Below are 17,239 nucleotides of genomic sequence, written 5' to 3' on the forward strand. Positions count from 1 at the left end.
CGGGCTGCATCGAGCCGTCCGCCTGTCCGGTGCCCTTCGCGAAGACCTCAGAGAAGACCTCAGAGCCGCCCACCTCCTCGACGGAGTCGCCCATGGCCCGCACACCGACCGTCCCCGCGGCCGTCCCCTCGCCGCCGCCCGACAGGCGCCCCATCCCCGCGATCTACTGGAAGGCCGCGGCCCTGTCGGGCATGGCCTCCTACCTCGACGCGGCGCTCATCGTGGGCATCTCCGTCAACCTGGCGCTCTGGCGCGACAGCTACGACATGAGCGTCTGGATGGCCGGTGCGATCAGCGCGATCGTCACGTTCTGCATCGCCGTCGGCTCGCTCGTCGGCGGCCGGCTCGGGGACGTGTTCGGCCGGCGCCGCGTCTACAACTGGGACATCCTCTGCTACGCGTTCGGCGCCCTGCTGATCACGGTCGCCCCGAACGACGTCGTCCTGCTGGCCGGCGTCGTCATCGCGGGCCTGGCCGCCGGAGCCGACCTGCCGACGTCGCTCGCCGTGGTCTCCGACGCGGCGCCCGCCTGGGCACGCGGGCGGCTCGTCGCGTTCACGCAGGTGATGTGGGTGGCCGGCATCGCCGTGATCACCGCGCTCGGCTTCGCGCTGTCCACCCTGGGGATGACCGGCGCACGGCTCATCACCGGCCATCTCGCGGTCGCCGCGCTCGTCACCTGGGCGCTGCGGGCCCGTCTGAAGCTCGCGTCCGAAGCGGATCCACCGGAGGACCCCGCGGCCGACGCCGTCGCCGCCATCGTCGAAGAGAAGACGGTCGAGGCGCCCGGTGGCACGTCCTGGCGGACGCTCCTGGACCGCTCGGTGATGACGCCGATGCTCGCGACCTTCGCGTTCTACGTCGCCTGGGGTCTGGGCGCCAACACTTTCGGCCAGTTCAGCACGTATCTGCTGGTCACGGTCAGCGGCGCGTCGCAGAGCCTGGCCACCGGCATCGGCCTGGCGTCGGTGCCCATCGGACTGGTGCTGACCCTCGGCTACGTCCGTCTCGCCGACGGGGCGTGGCGCGACCGGTTGTTCTACGCGGCGGCGGCCGTGCAGGTCCTCGCGTTCGTCACGGCGAGCGTCAGCGGCGGCACGGCGCTGTCCGGAATGCTCGCCTTCTTCCTCCTCTACCAGCTCTCCAACCCGTTCGCCGGCGAGGCGAGTTACAAGGTGTGGTCGCAGCTGGCGCTGCCCGCGCAGACCCGTGCGACCACGCAGGGGCTGACGTACGCGCTGTCGCGCGCGGTGTTCGCCGTGGCCGCGTTCTTCACCCCGGCCCTGCTCGAGTACAGCTCGGCGCTGCTGCTGTGGACGGTCACGGCCCTCATGGCGGTGGCCGGCTTCGCGGGCGTCTACATCATCCGGGTCCTGGTGCCGCGCACCACGGCGGTCGCGTCCACCACGCTCAGCACGCAGCCGGCGGAAGCGTGAACCGCGTCCCCGACCCCATCCCCGTACCGCAGTGAGGAACGTCGACGTGACCGCAGCCGAGTCCCTACCCGCGACCGCCTCCGATGCACGCACCCGTGCCCTGCACGAGCTGCTGCCCCCGTTCCAACGCCGCCGCACCCGCATCGGCCTGGTCGCGGGCGGCCTGGGCACCTACTGGCCGCAGTTCCCCGACCTCCTCCCCCAGTTGAAGGAGTCGGCGGCCTACGTCTCCGAACGTTTCCAGGAGATGGACGCCGAGGTGATCGACGCCGGGTTCGTCTCCGACGCGGCCGAGGGAGCCGTCGCGGCCGAGCAGCTGCGCCGGGCCGACTGCGACCTGATCGTGCTGTTCCTGACCACGTACCTGACGTCGTCGATGGTGCTGCCGATCGCCCAGCGCTCGCACACCCCCGTGCTGGTCATCGACCTCCAGCCGACGGAGAAGATGGACCACGCCACGTTCGACACCGGCGCCTGGCTCGCCTACTGCGCGCAGTGTCCCGTGCCGGAGGTCGGCAACGTCTTCCGCCGGGCCGGCATCCCGTTCCGTTCGGTGTCGGGCTGGCTGCGCCAGGAGTCCGCGTGGCAGCGCATCGGGCAGTGGATTCGCGCCGCCCACATCCGGGCGGCGCTACGGCACGCCCGGCACGGCCTGATGGGCCATGTGTACCCGGGGATGCTGGACGTGTCCACGGACCTCACGCTGCTGCCGACGACGTTCGGCTCGCACGTGGAGGTGCTGGAGTTCGACGACCTGCGGGTGCGGGTGGAGCAGGTCACCGAGGCCGAGACGAGCGCGCGCATGGATCTCGCCCGGCAGGTCTTCACCCTCGACGACACCGTCGTGGCCGAGGACTTCGCCTGGGGCGCCACCGTGTCCGTCGCGCTGGAACGGCTCGCCGAGGACTTCGCGCTGGACACCCTCGCCTACTACCACCGGGGGCTGGACGGCGAGCAGCACGAGCGGCTCGGCGCCGGCATGATCCTGGGCGCGTCGCTGCTGACCGCGCGCGGCATCCCCGCGACCGGGGAGTACGAGCTGCGCACCACGGTCGCCCAGCTGGCGGCGCAGAGCATCGGCTCCGGGGGCTCGTTCACCGAGATCCAGGCCCTCGACTTCGAGGCCGGCGTCGTGGAGATGGGCCACGACGGACCCGCCCACCTCGCGGTCAGCGCACGTGACCCGCTGCTGCGCGGCCTCGGCGTCTACCACGGCAAGCGCGGCTGGGGCGTGAGCGTCGAGTTCGACGTCCAGCACGGCCCGGTCACCCTGCTCGGGGTCGGCCAGGACGCCGACGGCAGCCTGACCTTCATCACCTCCGAGGGCACCGTGGTCGACGGGCCGCTGCTCCAGATCGGCAACACCAGCAGCCGCGTCGACTTCGGCCGCGACCCCGGCGAGTGGGTCGACGCCTGGAGCGCCACGGGCGTGGGACACCACTGGGCACTGACGGTGGGGCACAACGGGGCGGACTTCGCGGCGGCGGCGAGTCTGCTGGGGGTGGAGCACCGGCAGGTGTGAGGCGGGTGGCTCAGGCCGTAGTCGCCACCACTTTCGGCCACCCCAGGCAGGGAGTCGAGCGGTGCTCCAGGAAGTGGCTGATCGGTAGCCGCTGCGTGTGGTGCGTGGGCAGCGCGGCAATCTCGTCCGGCCTGACGAAGTGCCCGGACGGCGTCGAAGATTCAAACGTGAACGGTCGAGAGAACATCGACCCACGGTGGCGTCCGAACAACTCACCGTGCTCAACACCCGATTGGGCGACTGTGCCCGCGGCGGCGCTTCGGAAGAGTTCTCCTCATGCATCCTTCCGTTTCACGCACCGCAGTCGCCCTGGCCGCGGCGTTGTCCGCGACCCTGGCCGCCACCTTCACGGGTGTACCGGCGAGCGCCGAGACCCCGTCGGTTCGGCTCCTGGGCGAGTCGATCGTGCCCCATGAACTCTCCTACCAGGGCACCACCGTGGGCGGCCTCTCCGGGATCGACCGTGACCCCTGCACGGGCGAGTACGCCCTGATCAGCGACGACCGCTCCTACCAGCAGCCCGCACGCTTCTACACCGCCCGCATCGACGTCGACGCGCGCGGCGTGCGCGGTGTCCGGTTCACCGGCACGTACCCGCTGCGGCAGCCGGACGGGAGCACGTACCCGTCGCCCGCGCTGAACGACGGCAAGGCGATCGACCCGGAGGACATCCGGGTCGACCCGCGGACGTGTCGTTACTGGTGGAGCCAGGAGGGCAACCGGCCGGTGTCCCCCGACGCGCCGGATCCGGTGATCCAGCCGTCCATCCAGGTGGCCGACCGCCAGGGCGGGTACGTGCGCCGGCTCCCCCTGCCGGAGAGCTACCGGTACAGCGCCGACGACCGTGGCCCCCGCCGCAACCTGGCACTGGAAGCGATCGCCTTCAGCCCGGACGGCGCACGGCTGACCAGCGCGGTGGAGGGGCCGCTGCTGCAAGACGGCCCCGAGTCCACCACCGAGCACGGCTCGCTGGTGCGGGTGACCCGGCACAGCCGCGCCGGGGCGGTGCTCGGCCAGTTCGCCTACCCGCTGGAGCCGCTGTTCGCCGAGTCCGACCCGAACAGCCCGTGGCATCCCGACACCGGAGTGCCCTCGATCCTGGCGTACCCGAACGACCCCGACCGGTACCTGGTCATGGAACGCAGCTACGTCCCCGGCGCCGGCTACAAGGTCCGGATCTTCGACGCCACCACGCGGGGTGCCAGCCCGGTCCAGCACCTCGACTCGCTGGCGTCGGCGCCGGTCCGCCCGATGCGCAAGCAACTCGTCGTCGACCTGGACGACCTCGCCCTGAGCACGGTGGACAACGTCGAGGGCATGACCTGGGGGCCGCGCCTGCGCACCGGCGAGCGGACCCTCGTACTCGTCAGCGACGACAACTTCGCCGCGGACGAGGTCACCCAGGTGATCGCACTGGCGCTGCGCTGATGCCGAGGGGGGCGCGCCCCGCGGTCGGGGCGCGCCCTTTTCGCGCGGTTCGCGTGGCGACCAGGGCCGGGGGACGGCTAGCGGGCCTCGAAAGCGCCGAGGTCCGGTGCCTGTCCACTGTACGGCAGGCCGACGTTGACGCCCTTGTCGATCAGGGAACTGTTCGACGCGAGACGGAGGTTGGAAAGCGTCGGCAGGCTGCCGTCGGAGCCGCGGGCCGCGTCCCAGCCGGACGTCGACACGCTCTGGAACTGGCTGTCCGAGAGGGTGACGCCCAGGTTCCAGGAGTTGTTCGCCTCGTTCACACCCGTCGCGTTCGACAGCAGGGTGCCCTTGTAGGCGATGTTGTTCCGCAGGTTGCCCAGGGCGACGGCGGCGCCGCTGGAGGAGACCCCGAGCATGTTGTAGTCGGGGTGGTTGTTGTAGCTGGTGTTGTTGAAGAAGTCGTTGGCCAGCGGGTGGTGGTTGGCGTAGAAACCGGCCGCCTTGTTGTCGAAGGCCACCGAGGTGCGGACGGTGTGCTTCACGGCGCCCGAGTCGTAGTCGCCGCCGTAGCCGCCCGCCTTGAACCCGTTCCCGTTGCCCGCCGACGTCGTGGTCTCCGGTAGGTATCCGTTCCGCCAGGCCCATGAGTTCTCGATGGTCACCGACGAGTAGGCGTTGATGAGGTCGAATCCGTCGTCGGAGTTCCACCAGGCCCGGCAGCCCCGGAAGACGTTCCCGGGATGGCCTGCGGAGATGTGGGCGCCGAACCCGTCGGCGTTCTCGCCCGCCCCGCCCGAGCTGTTCGGGTCGTAGTTGTCGTGCGAGTCCGAGTCGAGGACGAGGTTGCCGCCGCCGTCCTGGATGAACAGGCCGGGGCCCATGTTGTTGTGGGCGTTGATCTGCTCGAACGTGTTGTTGCTGCCGGAGATCCAGATGCCCCAGGACTCGTGGTTCAGGTTGTTGTTCTGCGGTACGCCTTTGACTTCGAGCCCTTTGAGGTGAAGGTAGTTGCCGGTGACGTCGAAGCCCTTGATCCGGCAGTCGTCCTTCATGCCCGAGAAGTCGAAGACCGGCTTCTCCCCCTGGTAGGCCAGGTACTGGATCGGGCTGCCGGAGCTTCCGCTCTTGTTCAGGGTGATCGCGTCGATCCGGTCCGTCTGGCTCGCGCAGCTCTTCGTCCCGTGGGTGTAGGCGTAGGTGCCGCCGCGGACGTAGACCGTGTCCCCCGCCCCGACGACGGACTGGGCGTGCGCGATCGAGGCCCACGGAGCGGACTGTGTCCCCGCGGCGCTGTCGCTGCCGTTCGGGGCCACGTAGTAGACGCTCCCCGCCGCCGCGCCGGTCGAGTCGGCGGAGCTGGGAACGATCGCGAGGGTGCTCAAGGGGAAGGTGACGGCCGACACCAGCAGGGCGCGTGTCACGATCACGGCAGGTTTCATGGCTCACTCCACATGGCTGAGGGAATGTTCTAAAGGAAGCCGTCCAGCGCGGCCGTCGGACGCAGCGTCGACGGGTCCCACGCGCTGCTGCCGTAGCTGGTGAACGGGGAGTAGCCCTCGGGCTCCCAGTAGAAGGTGCCGAGGCCGCCGAAGCCCGTCAGGCCGGTGACGAACGCCTTCAGCGAGTCGCGCACCTGGGTCGGCTTGTCGAGCGGGCCGCCGTACTCGACCTGCATCACCGGCTTGCCGTAGGTGGACTGGATGGTCTGCATGTTCGTCAGCACACCGGGGACGTTGCCGCCCTGGGCGTACGAGGAGAGCCCGGTGATGTCCCACTTCCCGCCGTTGTCCCGGTAGGCGTTGAGGAAGTTCTGCACGCTGTCGAGCTTCTGCGGCTGCGCCGCGTGCACCACGGCGAGGGCGGACGGGAAGACCTGCTTGACCATGTCGTAGGCGGCCATCAGCAGGCCGGTCATCTGCGCCGGGTTGCTGATGCTGCCGGTGGGCTTGCAGATGCCCGAGTTGGTCTCGTTGCCGATCTTCACCCAGGTCGGGGTCACGTCGTAGTACTTGAGCACGTTCATCGCGTGGTAGACGTAGTCGTACATGGCCTGGCGCATGTCGGTGTAGCTCATGCCGGCCCACGCCGCCGGCGGGTTCTGCACCCCCACCGAGTTCCAGGTGTCGCCGAAGTGCAGGCCGACCAGCACCTTCATGCCGGCGTCCTGGCAGCGCGCGGCCATCTGCGCGGTCTCCTCGATGGAGCAGTGGCCGTTCGCCGGGTCGCTGGACGGGTTCACCCAGGTGCGCAGCGAGATGGCCGAGATGCCGTATCCCTTGAGGATGGTGAACAGGTCGCGCTGCACCCCGGCGCTGTCGCGCCAGACGTACCCGTTCGCCTCCATCTGCGGTGCCCAGCTGATGTCCGCGCCCTTGATGAACGAGGCGGCCTGCGCCGGCCCGGCGGTGATGCCGGTGCCGAGCGTCAGCGCTCCGGCGCCGGCGGCGGCGCCCAGCAGGACCGTCCGGCGGCGCGCTCCGGCCGGTCGTCGTTGCTCGCGTTCTTGTCCCGTTTCCACGTTCCGGACCCCTCTTGTATGGGTGGTGGGCATGCCGCAGGTGCGGGCAGCCGTCATGGCCGATCTGGTGCTGTGTTCGTCACGACCCGCCGGGGCCTCGGTCCGCGGTCCGTCACGGGGCAGCGGGACGGCAGGCGCGGCGGGGCCGGGCGACGGCGGGTTCACCGCCGCGACGGTCCCGGGCGTGCGTCATGCGGCGCCGGAGTGTGCCGGCGCTGGCATGGGATCAGCCCTGGCCGAAGCGGCAGTGGGGCAGTGGTGCGGTCGAAGGTGACGCAGTGTCCCTCGACGTCCCTCGATGGCTCAGGCTCAGCGAAGCTATGCGACAAGTTTCAATCACCGAGCAACAGATTGCTGCACAATGCTGCGCTTCTGTTCATCAAGTGTCAATAGAAAGCATCAAGTTGGAGCGTGGAGGAACGGGCGCGCATGTCGTGGCCATGCGTCGCGTGGCCACGTGCGCCACGTGCGCCGGCGGTCGCCGTGGCGTCAGGTCCGGGCAGCGGCTCCGCACGAGGACCTGATGACCAGGCGGGGCTGGATGAGCAGCTGGCGGACGGGGACGGCGGCCGGGTCGGCGGCGTCGAGCCGGTCCAGCAGGAGGCGCGCGGCGTGCTCCCCGAGCTCGTGCTTGGGCGGGGCCACCGCGGTGAGCGGCACGTCGGCGAGGCCGGCTATCTCGTCGTCGTAGGCGATCAGGGCGAGGTCCCGGGGCGTCCGCATGTCCCGCGAGCGCAGCCGTCGCATGAGTTCGATGGCGTCGTGGTCGGAGTGCACCAGCGCGGCCCGGACGCCGCCCGACACGCAGTCCTCGAGGAAACCCTCGTAGTGCCGGTCGGCCTGGGTGGAGCCCATGGTCGGCCGCCCGCTGTCGTGGACCGGCACGTCGGCCGCGAGACCGAGCCGCGTGAGGGCCGCTTCGTACCCCTCGCGCACCAGGCCGGAGGTCGGACTGCCGTTGGTGAACAGGCCCACCCGGCGGTGCCCCAGGCGCACGAGGTGCCGCACCGCGGCGAACGCGCCCTGGCGGTGGTCGGTGGCGACGAACTCGCACGGCAGGAACGCGTCCTGCGGCTGCCGTTCCATCAGCACGAACGGCAACCCGGTGGCGTCCAGCTGCTCGAGCGTCTCGTCCGGCAAGTCATGGCCGCCCGGGGAGGCGACGAGCAGTCCCGAGGCGCCGGACGCGCGGAGCTCGTCGATCCGTTGGACGTCGTCCGTGCGCCCGTAGTCGCTCAGGCTGATGATGGCGCGTGCGCCGCGTTCGGCGAGCACGGCCTGGACCCCGGCGACGATGCGCGGGTAGTAGTACGTGGCCGACGGGACCAGCAGTCCGAGCGTCCGCTCCGGTCCGGGCCGGACGGCGGTGGGGAACGTGCCGGGCAGGGAAGCGGCCGCGGCTGCGGAAGTGGCGGGTGACGTGGCCGCGGCGGAGGTCATGGGGGCGGACGGGGTCACCGGTGCGGCGGGCGGCGTCGGTGTCCCGGCCGGCCGGCCGTCCGGCCCCGGCGTCGCGAGCACGGCGCCGCCGCGCACCCGCCTGACCCGCCCCTCGACCTCGAGGTCGACCAGGTCCCGCCGCACGGTGGCACGGGAGACGTCCAGCCGCGCGGCGAGGTCGACGACCTTCAGACCGCCCGCCGCCGCCAGCTCGCTGATCAGCTTCTGGCGCCGCTGCGCGACGAGCATGGCGGCCATGGACCCTCCCCGTAAGAGACCTTGAACATTTTAGCGATCTCTCGTGCGACCCCCGGGGACCCAGCGGCTCGGACAGCGGGGGCCGGGCCTCCTGACGAGACCCGGCCCCCGGCCGGCATTGCCGGCACCACGCCGCTACGGCGTCAGCGTCTGCCCGAGATGGGCGCCCGCCGGGGCGCCCAGCGTGCCGCGGCCCATGACGAGCGCACCGGCGACGTCGATCCCGCTGCTGCCGCTGCTGAGGTAGGCGGTCGAGCCGTTGCCGGCGTCCTCGCCCTCGGCGCCGATGACGATGTCGGTACGGCCGAACCCGGAGATGTCCGCCAGCAGCACGGCCGAGCCCTCGTGGTCACCGCTCTCGCTCGCCCCCGGCATGCCGGAGGTGTCCTGGGTGAAGCCCTTCGCACCGGTGCCGGTCAGCCCGGACGCGCTGCCGTACAGCAGCACGGTCGAGCCGGCGTCCTTCTGGTTGGCGCCGTCGCGGGTGAGGTCCTCCAGCGGCAGGCCCGCCAGCACGTCGGCGTACCCGTCCAGGTTCACGTCGCCGACCGCGACCGAGGCGCCCATGGCGTCACCGGCCTCAGCGGCGCCCGGCACGCCGGAGGTGTCCTGGTGGATCGTCTTCACGCCGGTGGTGGTCGGCCCGGTCGCCGAGTCCGGGAGCACGGTGATCTGGCCACCCGAGTGGGCGCCGGACTCGGCGGTGTACGGCTGGCCGATGACGAGGTCGTCGTAGCCGTTGCCGTTGATGTCGCCGGCCGCGATGGACCGGCCGCCCGGCACCCCGAGCGTGCCCACCTGCACCAGGCCGGCGTCGGTGCCCTTGAACCACACCACGTGCCCGGTGGCCGCCGCGTCGAGGAAGGTGACCGCCACGTCCTGGTAGCCGTCGCGGTTGAAGTCACCGCTCGCCGCGTCCTCGTAGGACAGCGTTCCGGACGACGTCAGGGTGCCGATCTGGTCGACGCCGCTGGCCAGGTGCGCCTTGAAGACGCCGCCGTATCCGGTGCCGGCGGCGAAGACGTCCGCCTTGCCGTCGCCGTCGAAGTCGCCCACGGCCACCGCGGAGCCGAGTCCGGCGCCGGTCTGCCCCGGTCCGGCGTCCGCCGCGCTGCCGGTGGTCCACGACGCACCGGAGGTGAGGCCGGGCCCGTACAGGACGGTGACGGCGCCCCGGTCGGCGTGGCCGGAGGTGTCGTCCTCGCCGGGTACGCCGACGGTCAGGTCGGCGACGCCGTCGCCGTTGACATCGCCCCAGGCCGTGGCCGCACCGAAGTGGTCACCGGCCTCGTCGCTGCCGGGCACCCCGCTGCTCGCCTGGGTGATGATCTTCTTGGCGGCCGGCACCGGACCGTTCACACCGCCGGGCACCATGGTCAGCGAACCGGCACCGCTCGACGTCAGGGGCGTGCCGACGACCAGGTCGGTCAGGCCGTCGTCGTTGACGTCCGTGGTGGGCAGGGCGTGCGAGACGCCGGGCAGCGCGGCCAGCTTCGCGATCGTCGACAGCTTCGGGTAGAGGTGCGCGCCCGGGCAGGCGGTGGTGTTGGTGTCCCGGTGACCGAAGACCCGCGGCAGGGTGATCGACTCGCCCTGCTCGACCTTGTTGCCGTCCTGCCCCTTGGGGGCACCGGACACCAGCGTCACCGTGCCCGTCGGGTCGATGCCGTACATGCCGAACTTCCAGGCCACCACGCGGGCGATGGACTCCAGGGCGACCCGGGTCGGCTGGGCGCTCTCGAAGTTGCCGATGTAGGAGATGCCGAGGGTGTTGGTGTTGAAGCCGACGTCATGGGCGCCGACCACCGGCAGGTCCATGCCGCCGCTGCGGCCCTCGAAGATCTGGCCACACCGGTCGACGACGAAGTTGTAGCCGACGTCGTAGTAGCCGCGCGCGAAGTGCTCCTGCTGGATGGTGCGCATCCGGGCCCGGGAGTTCGCGCAGGAGACCGTGTTGTCGGAGTCGACGCCGGTGTGGTGGATGACCGCGGCCTTGATCTCCGTCCCGTACGACGGCGTGCCGTTGTAGTCGGTGGAGGCACCCCACTGGGCCTGGGTGATGATGGGCGGCTTCACGACCGTGGACACCGGTGCCGCGGGCGGCGTGTCCGTGTTCGTCCCGGGCGCCGGGTCGTCGGAGACGCTCGCGGTCGGGGACGTGGTCACCGGGGCGCTGGGCGACGCAGGGGCGGATTCCGTGCCGGTCGGTGTCGGTTCCGTCGGGACCGAGGTCGGCGCGTCCGGGTCCGTCGGCGTGGGCGTGACGTCCGCGGCGTAGGCGGCGGGCTGCATACCGGCCGATGCGTCGGGACCGTGCGCCGTGCCCTTGGGGTCGGTACCGGGGTCGAGCAGCTTGACGTCCATACCGGCCGGCAGGGGCGCGGCCGAGCCGTCGTCGCCGACCACCCGCACCTGCACCCCGTCGGCGTCACCCGTCCACAGCGAGGCGGTGCCGCCGCGGTGTCCGGCCTGCTCGGCCTCCTTGCCGTCCGCCGAGAACGGGTCGTCGGGCAGCTTCTGCCACCCGGACCAGGCACCCGAGGCCAGGTCCCGGTAGCGCACCTGCGCGCTGCCGTGCAGCTGGGCCTTGGGATCGTCCCAGGTCAGCAGGACCGCGCTGAACCGGGCGGTGCTCTGGTCGGGCAGTTCCCTGCGGTGGGCGCCCGCGCTGTGCAGCTTCAGGCTGTGCACGGAGGGCCGCCGTGCCGCGGCCTCGTCCGGGTGGGCGCCGACGGTCCCTGCCGCCGCGTTCACCGCCAGGCCCGCGCCCCCCAGCGCCACGGCTCCCAGCGTGATCCAGATCCGCCCCCGCACGCTCAGCGCTCGAAAGGCGTGCTCTCGACGCGCTGAGCCCTCGGTGTGCCCGGGTCTGTCCCGGCGGGACTTATGCGGTTTCACGTTCCCCACCCCTTATTCGTCACTCATTCAGGATCTAGGCACTCATTATTCACATGGTCCGATTCCTACAGCGCCACGGCGTCGGCTGGCATCACTCATCGGGCGGTGGACGACCCGCACCGCGCGGTGTTCGGGTCACGCACGCTCCGGGACGCGGCGCGCCGCGCCACCGCACCCCCGGCCCTGTTGCATCATGAGAAGCGGTCATACCGCCAGAAAAGTAGGAGAGCGACCGGGCATGGCAAAGGTGCACCACCGCAGTGCGACCGTGCAGGGGCGGCAGCTGTTCTACCGGGAGGCCGGGCCTGCCGACGCCCCCGCCTTCGTCCTGCTGCACGGCTTTCCGACCAGCTCGTTCATGTACCGCCACCTGATCCCGGCGCTGGCCGACCGGTATCACCTGATCGCACCGGACTACCTCGGCTTCGGCTTCTCCGACGCGCCCTCGGTCGACGAGTTCGACTACACCTTCGACGCGCTCACCGACCTCACCGCTGACCTGCTCGACCAGCTCGGCGTGGCGCGGTACGCCCTCTACGTCCAGGACTACGGCGCCCCGGTCGGCTGGCGCCTCGCGCTGCGGAACCCGGACGCGGTGACGGCCGTCGTGAGCCAGAGCGGCAACGCGTACGAGGAGGGCTTCGTCCCGGAGTTCTGGGAGCCCATCTTCACCTACCAGCGGGAGCAGACCCCGGAGTCCGCCGAGGCGCTCGGCCCGGCGCTGGGCCTCGACATGATCAAGTGGCAGTACGTCACCGGGGTCCCGGACGCCACGCTGGTCGACCCCGACACCTGGCACCACGACCACCAGATGGTGTCGCGCCCCGGCAACGACCGCGTCCAGCTGAAGCTCCTGCTGGACTACGCCAGCAACCGCCCGCTCTACCCCACCGTCCAGGCCTACCTGCGCGAGCACCGCCCTCCGCTGCTCGCCGTCTGGGGCAGGAACGACCCGATCTTCGGCCCGGACGGCGCCCGCGCCTTCACCCGCGACCAGCCCGACGCCGAGGTGCACCTCCTGGACGGCGGCCACTTCCTGCTGGAGTCCGCACTCGACGAGGTCACGGGCCTGATCAGGACGTTCCTCGGCAAGCACCTCAAGGGGGCCTGACCGGGGGTGAGCCCCACGGCGGGACGCTTCCCCCACCGGTTTGTGCACGACGGTCTCCGGGCTCCTACCAGTGCGTGCGCAGCCACTCCTCGAACGTCAACAGCTCCGGGTACCGCTTGCGGAGTGCGACGATGTCGGCCTCGTACCCCTTGTCGTTGAACCAGTCGAACATCTTGGCCACTTCCGGGGCCTCGGCGCGCAGCGCCTCGCTCGGCTGCCGCTCGAAGCGCGTCGGGACGCCGTCGACCCATGTGCACGCCTCGGCGACCTGGCGCACGGTCAGCTCGTCCCCGGCGATCTCGATCTTCCGCCCGGCGAACTCCGCCGGCGCGCCGAAGGCGTCCGCGACGATCCGGCCGATGTCGACCAACGCGATCATCTGGAGCGAGGTGTCCGCGTCCAGCGCTATCGCGCCCACCCGCTCGCCGTGCTCCGCCTCCGGCACGAGGTACAGCCAGTTCTCCATGAAGAACGCCGGCCGCAGCACCGTCGCCGGCACGCCGACCGCTTCGATGGACGCCTCGATCTCCGCCTTGGTCTCGAAGTGCGCGACGCCGGAGCCGCGCTCGGCGCCGCCGACGGAGCTGTAGACCAGGTGCGCGACGCCCGCGGCCGCGGCCGCGTCGGCCACGTTCCTGCCCTGCCGCACCTCGACTTCGGGGTGGGGGTCGGCCATGTCGGCGGGCTGCACGCTGAAGACGCCGTGCGCACCCTGCGCTGCGGCGCGCAGCGACGCCGGATCGTCGAGGTCACCGATGAGCAGTTCAGCGCCCAGCGCCTTGAGCCGCTCGGCCCGCGGCGTGTCCGGGTCACGGACCAGCGCGCGCACCGTCCAGCCGGCGTCGAGCAGGCTCCGGGCGACGGCGCCGCCCTGCCCGCCGGTCGCGCCCGTGACCAGGACGGTCTTCTTGTTCGACGCTTCGAGGTCCATCGACGCTTCGAGGTTCATCGACACGGCGAGATCCTTCCGACGCTGCTTCAAGGAGACGTCCGTTCCGGTGCGGGGGCGGAAACGGACGGGTGGGAACGGCGGGGTGCAGGAAGCTGTCCCGCGACGATCGCGGCGAGTGAGACCCCGAACCCCACGAGTTGGACCGGGCCGAGCGTCTGGCCGAGCCAGACCGCCCCGAGTACCGCGGCGACCAGCGGTGAGAGCAGGACGAGGACCGCGACCGAGGCGATGGGCAACGTGGTGATGCCGCGGAACCACAGGACATAGGCGATCAGACCGCCAACCAGCCCCAGCCAGAGGTAGCCGAGGGCCGCGGTCAGGTCGATCGAGGGAGGCGATCCCTCGCCGAGGAAGGTGACCGGCACCAGGAAGAGGCCTCCTGCGGTGAGCTGCCAGCCGGCGAAGGCGGTCGGGCCGACCCCGGTGGGACGCCCCCAGCGCTTGGTGAGCGTCACCCCGAGCGCCATGGACGCCGCATTGCCGAGGCCCGCCAGGACGCCCACGGTGTCGAACGCCGCATGCGGTCCGATCACGACCAGGCCGACGCCGACCGCACCGACCGCTCCCCAGGCGAAGCGCCAGGCCGAGGGGCGCTCGTGCAGGACGGCCACGGACAGCACGGCGACGACGAGCGGCTGGGCCGCCGCCAGGGTGGCGGCCACGCCCCCGGGCAGGTGCTCGGCCGCAGTGAACAACAGGGGGAAGCACAACCCGATGTTGAGCACGCCGAGCGCCGCGGCCTTCCCCCACCACGCCCCGCGCGGCAGCGTCCGGGTGATCGCCAGCGCGACCAGGCCCGCGGGCAACGCGCGCAGCAGCCCCGCGAACAGGGGATGCGCGGGCGGCAGGAACTCCGTGGTGACCACGTAGGTCGTGCCCCACACCAGAGGAGTGAACGCCGTCAGGGCGGCGCGTGGCAGATGGGCATGGACGGGACCGCCGCCGGCTTCCCCGGAGACCCGCTGCACCACTGGACTTGTCATGTTCGGAGTCTCACCCGGCAGCGATCAATGAGTCCAACACATGCTTGTCACCTCATCGATCGCGATCCACGATAGATCCATGGAGCTCCAGCAGATGCGCTACGTCATCGCCGTCGCGGAGACGAACAGCTTCACCCGGGCCGCCGAGCGGTGTCTGGTCGTCCAGTCGGCACTCAGTCACCAGATCGCCCGGTTGGAACGGGAACTGGGCGCGAAGCTCTTCGAGCGCACCAGCCGGCGGGTGCGGCTGACGCCGGCCGGGGCGGCGTTCCTCCCTGCCGCCCGTCAGTGTCTGGACGCCGCCCAGCGCGCGGCAGCCGAGGTCGCCGCCGCGGTCGGCGAGATTCGCGGCCGGCTCGCGGTGGGGCTGATCTCCAGCGTCGCCGCGGTCGACATCCCGATCGCCGTGCGCGACTTCCACCAGCAGTACCCGCAGGTGCGCATCAGCCTGCGGATGGCCGCGAGCGAGGAACTCGTCGAACAGGTCAGGCAGGGCGCCATCGAAGTGGCCTTCCTCGGGCTGCCGACCACGGCCCGGCCCGAAGGCGTCCACTCCCACGAACTCGCCCGTGACCGGCTCGTCGCCGTGGTCGCGCCGCACCACCCGCTCGCCGATGAACCGGCGGTCGACCTGCGCCGGCTCTGCTCCGAGGTGTTCGTGGACCTGCCGGCCAAGACGGCCGGCCGCGCCCAGTCCGACCAGGCCTTCTCGGCCGCGGGCCTGCACCGCGACGTCGCCTTCGAAGTCACCAACGTGGACTTCCTGGCGCGACTGGTCGGGCAGGGCCTCGGCATCGCCATGCTGCCCTCCGCCTACGCGACCCAGCTCACCGGCGTCACCACCATCGAGGTCACCGACGCGCCGGCCCGCGTCGAGTACGTCGCCTGGAGCCGCGACGGCCGCACCCCCGCGGCGACCGCCTTCCTCGCCCTGCTCGGCATTCCGACCGGGCGCGACCAGGCCGGATACCCCGCTGCTTCTCCGGTGCCGGCGCGGTCACCGTCGAACCGCGCACCCGGTCCGGCCTGATGCCATCTGCCTCAGATACCCCATCGTCGCTATCCTTGTCATCTACCGTTCCATCACTGTGCATTTTTACGGGGGCTGCACGGTGTACGACGTCTTCATCTCCTACACCGAGCAGGACGGCGCCTGGGCCGGTCTGCTCGCCGACCGGCTCGCGGCCGACGGGGTGCGGGTCTTCTTCGACCGGTTCAGCCTGCACCCGGGCGACGTCGTCGTGCACGAACTCGAAGCGGCGATCCGCGCGTCCGGCCACGGCATCCTGGTGATCGGCCCGGACACCGCGAGCGCGCCCTGGGCACGGCAGGAGTACGCGGCCCTCGTGCACGCCGCGACGGAGGGCAGGTTGCGGCTGATCCCCGTGGTCTTCGGCGACGCCGACCTTCCACCGTTCGCCGAGACCAGGGTCTGGATGGACTTCCGGAAGCTGACCGGACCCGCGTTCGACGCCAAGGCCGCCGAGCTGGCCCGGGTACTGCGGGGTGAAGACGTCTCCGCAGGGGCGGACGCGTTCGGGCCGGTGCGCCCGCCGCGTCCCCCGCGGCCTCCCGACGAGTCGGTGCCCGCCTCCTTCGTCGTCTGCCACGCCCGCGCCGACGCCGGGTACGCGGAGCTGCTGGCGGACCATCTCTCCCGTTCCGGTCTGCCCATGTGGTCGCTGGGCGACCTCAAGTGGGGCGACGACTACCTCTGGACGATCAGGCAGCGGCTCCGCCGGGCGCTCGCCGTCGTGGTTCTGATGTCCCCGGAGGCGGAGGAGTCCGAGGACGTCACCCGCGAGATCCTCGAAGGCCAGCGGCACAGCCGCGAGTTCTTCCCCGTCCTGTTGCGCGGCGAGCGCAACTACCTGCTCGCCAGCAGCTGGTACTTCGACGCCCGCAGCGGCGCGCTGCCCGGCCCGGACGAACTGCGGCTGCTGCGGCGGCTGTCCGAGGCGCACCGCCCCGACCGGGCGCCCGGCGAGTCGCCCCTGCTGCCCCCGCCACCGGCCCGCTCGTCGGTGCCCGCCAGCACCTTCGCCACCCCGTCGCCGGGACCCGCCCGCACATCGCTTGGCAGGCTCGAAACGCTGCTCGCCGAGGGCGAGACGGAGCACGCGGACCTGCTGACGACCACGCTGCTCCTGGAAGCCGTCGGCAGGCTCGAGGACGGCTGGCTGCGCCGCTCCGACGGCAGGCGGCTGCCCGACGACCTGCTGGCCGGCATCGACGAGCGCTGGTCACGGTTCTCGGGCGGACGGTACGGGTTCGGTGCGCAGACGCGTCACTCCCCGCTCAAGGGCGGGCGCCGCGCGGACTTCACGGCGCTGTGCCTGGGATACGGCTGGCGTGCCTCTTTGCAGGAGGTAGTTCCGAAGTATCAGCATTTCATCGAGCGGTCGGGAGGTCCCGGCTTCTTTCCGACCCTGCGCAACCCGCAGAGCGAGCAGTACCTGGACTGGTACGACCAGTGGACCGAGACGGTGCTCTCCGTCCATCTGCGTCTGCGTGAGAGGGGATGGCCCCAATGATCGTGTTCCTCGTGCTGCTGGTGGTGGCCGGAGTCGTGGTGGTGGCGGGCCTCCTGGGCGCCCAGCGCACGCAGGACGGCTCGTCCGCGTCGTCGAACGGTTCGCGTGCGCGGGGGCAGTCCCGCGCCATGGTCGGCTACGGCGCGGGCAAGCTGGGCACCTGGATCGGCTTGT

General features: G+C 71.4%; 12 protein-coding genes. 6 read left to right on the top strand and 6 right to left on the bottom strand.

Features of this window, described 5'->3' with window-relative positions; translation table 11 throughout:
* Window positions 1-92: 92 nt before the first annotated feature.
* The 3 genes from NQO67_RS12845 to NQO67_RS12855 all read left to right on the top strand — a co-directional run bounded on the left by NQO67_RS12845 (window position 93) and on the right by NQO67_RS12855 (window position 4,386).
* A complete protein-coding gene (locus tag NQO67_RS12845; RefSeq protein WP_255950001.1) occupies window positions 93-1,436 on the top strand; it encodes an MFS transporter in 1,344 nt (447 codons plus the stop codon).
* Between the two features lie 100 nt (window positions 1,437-1,536).
* Window positions 1,537-2,958, top strand: coding sequence for an L-fucose/L-arabinose isomerase family protein (locus tag NQO67_RS12850; protein WP_255950043.1), 1,422 nt, complete (start codon window positions 1,537-1,539; stop codon window positions 2,956-2,958).
* 276 nt (window positions 2,959-3,234) lie between these two features.
* Window positions 3,235-4,386 carry an esterase-like activity of phytase family protein gene (locus tag NQO67_RS12855; RefSeq protein WP_255950002.1) on the top strand — a complete coding sequence of 384 codons (1,152 nt, stop codon included), beginning with the start codon at window positions 3,235-3,237 and terminating at the stop codon, window positions 4,384-4,386.
* Window positions 4,387-4,463: 77 nt separating this feature from the next.
* On the opposite strand, the gene NQO67_RS12860 is transcribed toward NQO67_RS12855, so the two are convergent.
* The 4 genes from NQO67_RS12860 to NQO67_RS12875 form a co-directional block, all read right to left on the bottom strand.
* Window positions 4,464-5,810 carry a right-handed parallel beta-helix repeat-containing protein gene (locus tag NQO67_RS12860; protein WP_255950003.1) on the bottom strand — a complete coding sequence of 449 codons (1,347 nt, stop codon included), beginning with the start codon at window positions 5,808-5,810 and terminating at the stop codon, window positions 4,464-4,466.
* A 29-nt stretch (window positions 5,811-5,839) separates the two neighbouring features.
* Entirely contained in the window at window positions 5,840-6,889 is a 1,050-nt protein-coding gene (locus NQO67_RS12865; RefSeq protein WP_255950004.1) for a glycosyl hydrolase 53 family protein, read from the bottom strand.
* Between the two features lie 489 nt (window positions 6,890-7,378).
* Window positions 7,379-8,587, bottom strand: coding sequence for a substrate-binding domain-containing protein (locus NQO67_RS12870; RefSeq protein ID WP_255950005.1), 1,209 nt, complete (start codon window positions 8,585-8,587; stop codon window positions 7,379-7,381).
* A 135-nt stretch (window positions 8,588-8,722) separates the two neighbouring features.
* Window positions 8,723-11,368, bottom strand: a complete 2,646-nt coding sequence (locus NQO67_RS12875) for an N-acetylmuramoyl-L-alanine amidase (RefSeq protein ID WP_308295655.1) — start codon at window positions 11,366-11,368, stop codon at window positions 8,723-8,725.
* A gap of 355 nt (window positions 11,369-11,723) precedes the next feature.
* On the opposite strand from NQO67_RS12875, the gene NQO67_RS12880 reads away from it, so the two are divergent.
* Entirely contained in the window at window positions 11,724-12,596 is an 873-nt protein-coding gene (locus NQO67_RS12880) for an alpha/beta fold hydrolase (protein ID WP_255950006.1), read from the top strand.
* A 64-nt stretch (window positions 12,597-12,660) separates the two neighbouring features.
* Here NQO67_RS12880 and NQO67_RS12885 read toward each other — a convergent pair whose 3' ends face one another.
* Together NQO67_RS12885 and NQO67_RS12890 are read right to left on the bottom strand one after the other, a co-directional pair.
* A complete protein-coding gene (locus NQO67_RS12885) occupies window positions 12,661-13,545 on the bottom strand; it encodes an NmrA/HSCARG family protein (RefSeq protein ID WP_255950045.1) in 885 nt (294 codons plus the stop codon).
* A gap of 29 nt (window positions 13,546-13,574) precedes the next feature.
* The gene (locus NQO67_RS12890; RefSeq protein WP_255950007.1) at window positions 13,575-14,531 is read right to left on the bottom strand and encodes an EamA family transporter; all 957 of its coding nucleotides are present in this window, start codon (window positions 14,529-14,531) and stop codon (window positions 13,575-13,577) included.
* Between the two features lie 79 nt (window positions 14,532-14,610).
* On the opposite strand from NQO67_RS12890, the gene NQO67_RS12895 reads away from it, so the two are divergent.
* Both NQO67_RS12895 and NQO67_RS12900 read left to right on the top strand, forming a co-directional pair.
* A complete protein-coding gene (locus tag NQO67_RS12895; protein ID WP_255950008.1) occupies window positions 14,611-15,561 on the top strand; it encodes a LysR family transcriptional regulator in 951 nt (316 codons plus the stop codon).
* A 58-nt stretch (window positions 15,562-15,619) separates the two neighbouring features.
* Window positions 15,620-17,065 carry a TIR domain-containing protein gene (locus NQO67_RS12900; RefSeq protein WP_255950009.1) on the top strand — a complete coding sequence of 482 codons (1,446 nt, stop codon included), beginning with the start codon at window positions 15,620-15,622 and terminating at the stop codon, window positions 17,063-17,065.
* The last annotated feature ends 174 nt before the right edge of the window (window positions 17,066-17,239 follow it).

It is taken from the genome of Streptomyces odontomachi (assembly GCF_024435355.1).
Taxonomy (GTDB): domain Bacteria; phylum Actinomycetota; class Actinomycetes; order Streptomycetales; family Streptomycetaceae; genus Streptomyces; species Streptomyces odontomachi.

What these genes read in the sequence shown, in the direction of transcription:
- NQO67_RS12845 (WP_255950001.1), top strand. Translation starts at nt 93, where the DNA reads ATGGCCCGCACACCGACCGTCCCCGCGGCCGTCCCCTCGCCGCCGCCC.
- NQO67_RS12855 (WP_255950002.1), top strand. Translation starts at nt 3,235, where the DNA reads ATGCATCCTTCCGTTTCACGCACCGCAGTCGCCCTGGCCGCGGCGTTG.
- NQO67_RS12860 (WP_255950003.1), bottom strand. Translation starts at nt 5,810, where the DNA reads ATGAAACCTGCCGTGATCGTGACACGCGCCCTGCTGGTGTCGGCCGTC.
- NQO67_RS12870 (WP_255950005.1), bottom strand. Translation starts at nt 8,587, where the DNA reads ATGGCCGCCATGCTCGTCGCGCAGCGGCGCCAGAAGCTGATCAGCGAG.
- NQO67_RS12880 (WP_255950006.1), top strand. Translation starts at nt 11,724, where the DNA reads ATGGCAAAGGTGCACCACCGCAGTGCGACCGTGCAGGGGCGGCAGCTG.
- NQO67_RS12885 (WP_255950045.1), bottom strand. Translation starts at nt 13,545, where the DNA reads ATGAACCTCGAAGCGTCGATGGACCTCGAAGCGTCGAACAAGAAGACC.
- NQO67_RS12890 (WP_255950007.1), bottom strand. Translation starts at nt 14,531, where the DNA reads ATGACAAGTCCAGTGGTGCAGCGGGTCTCCGGGGAAGCCGGCGGCGGT.
- NQO67_RS12895 (WP_255950008.1), top strand. Translation starts at nt 14,611, where the DNA reads ATGGAGCTCCAGCAGATGCGCTACGTCATCGCCGTCGCGGAGACGAAC.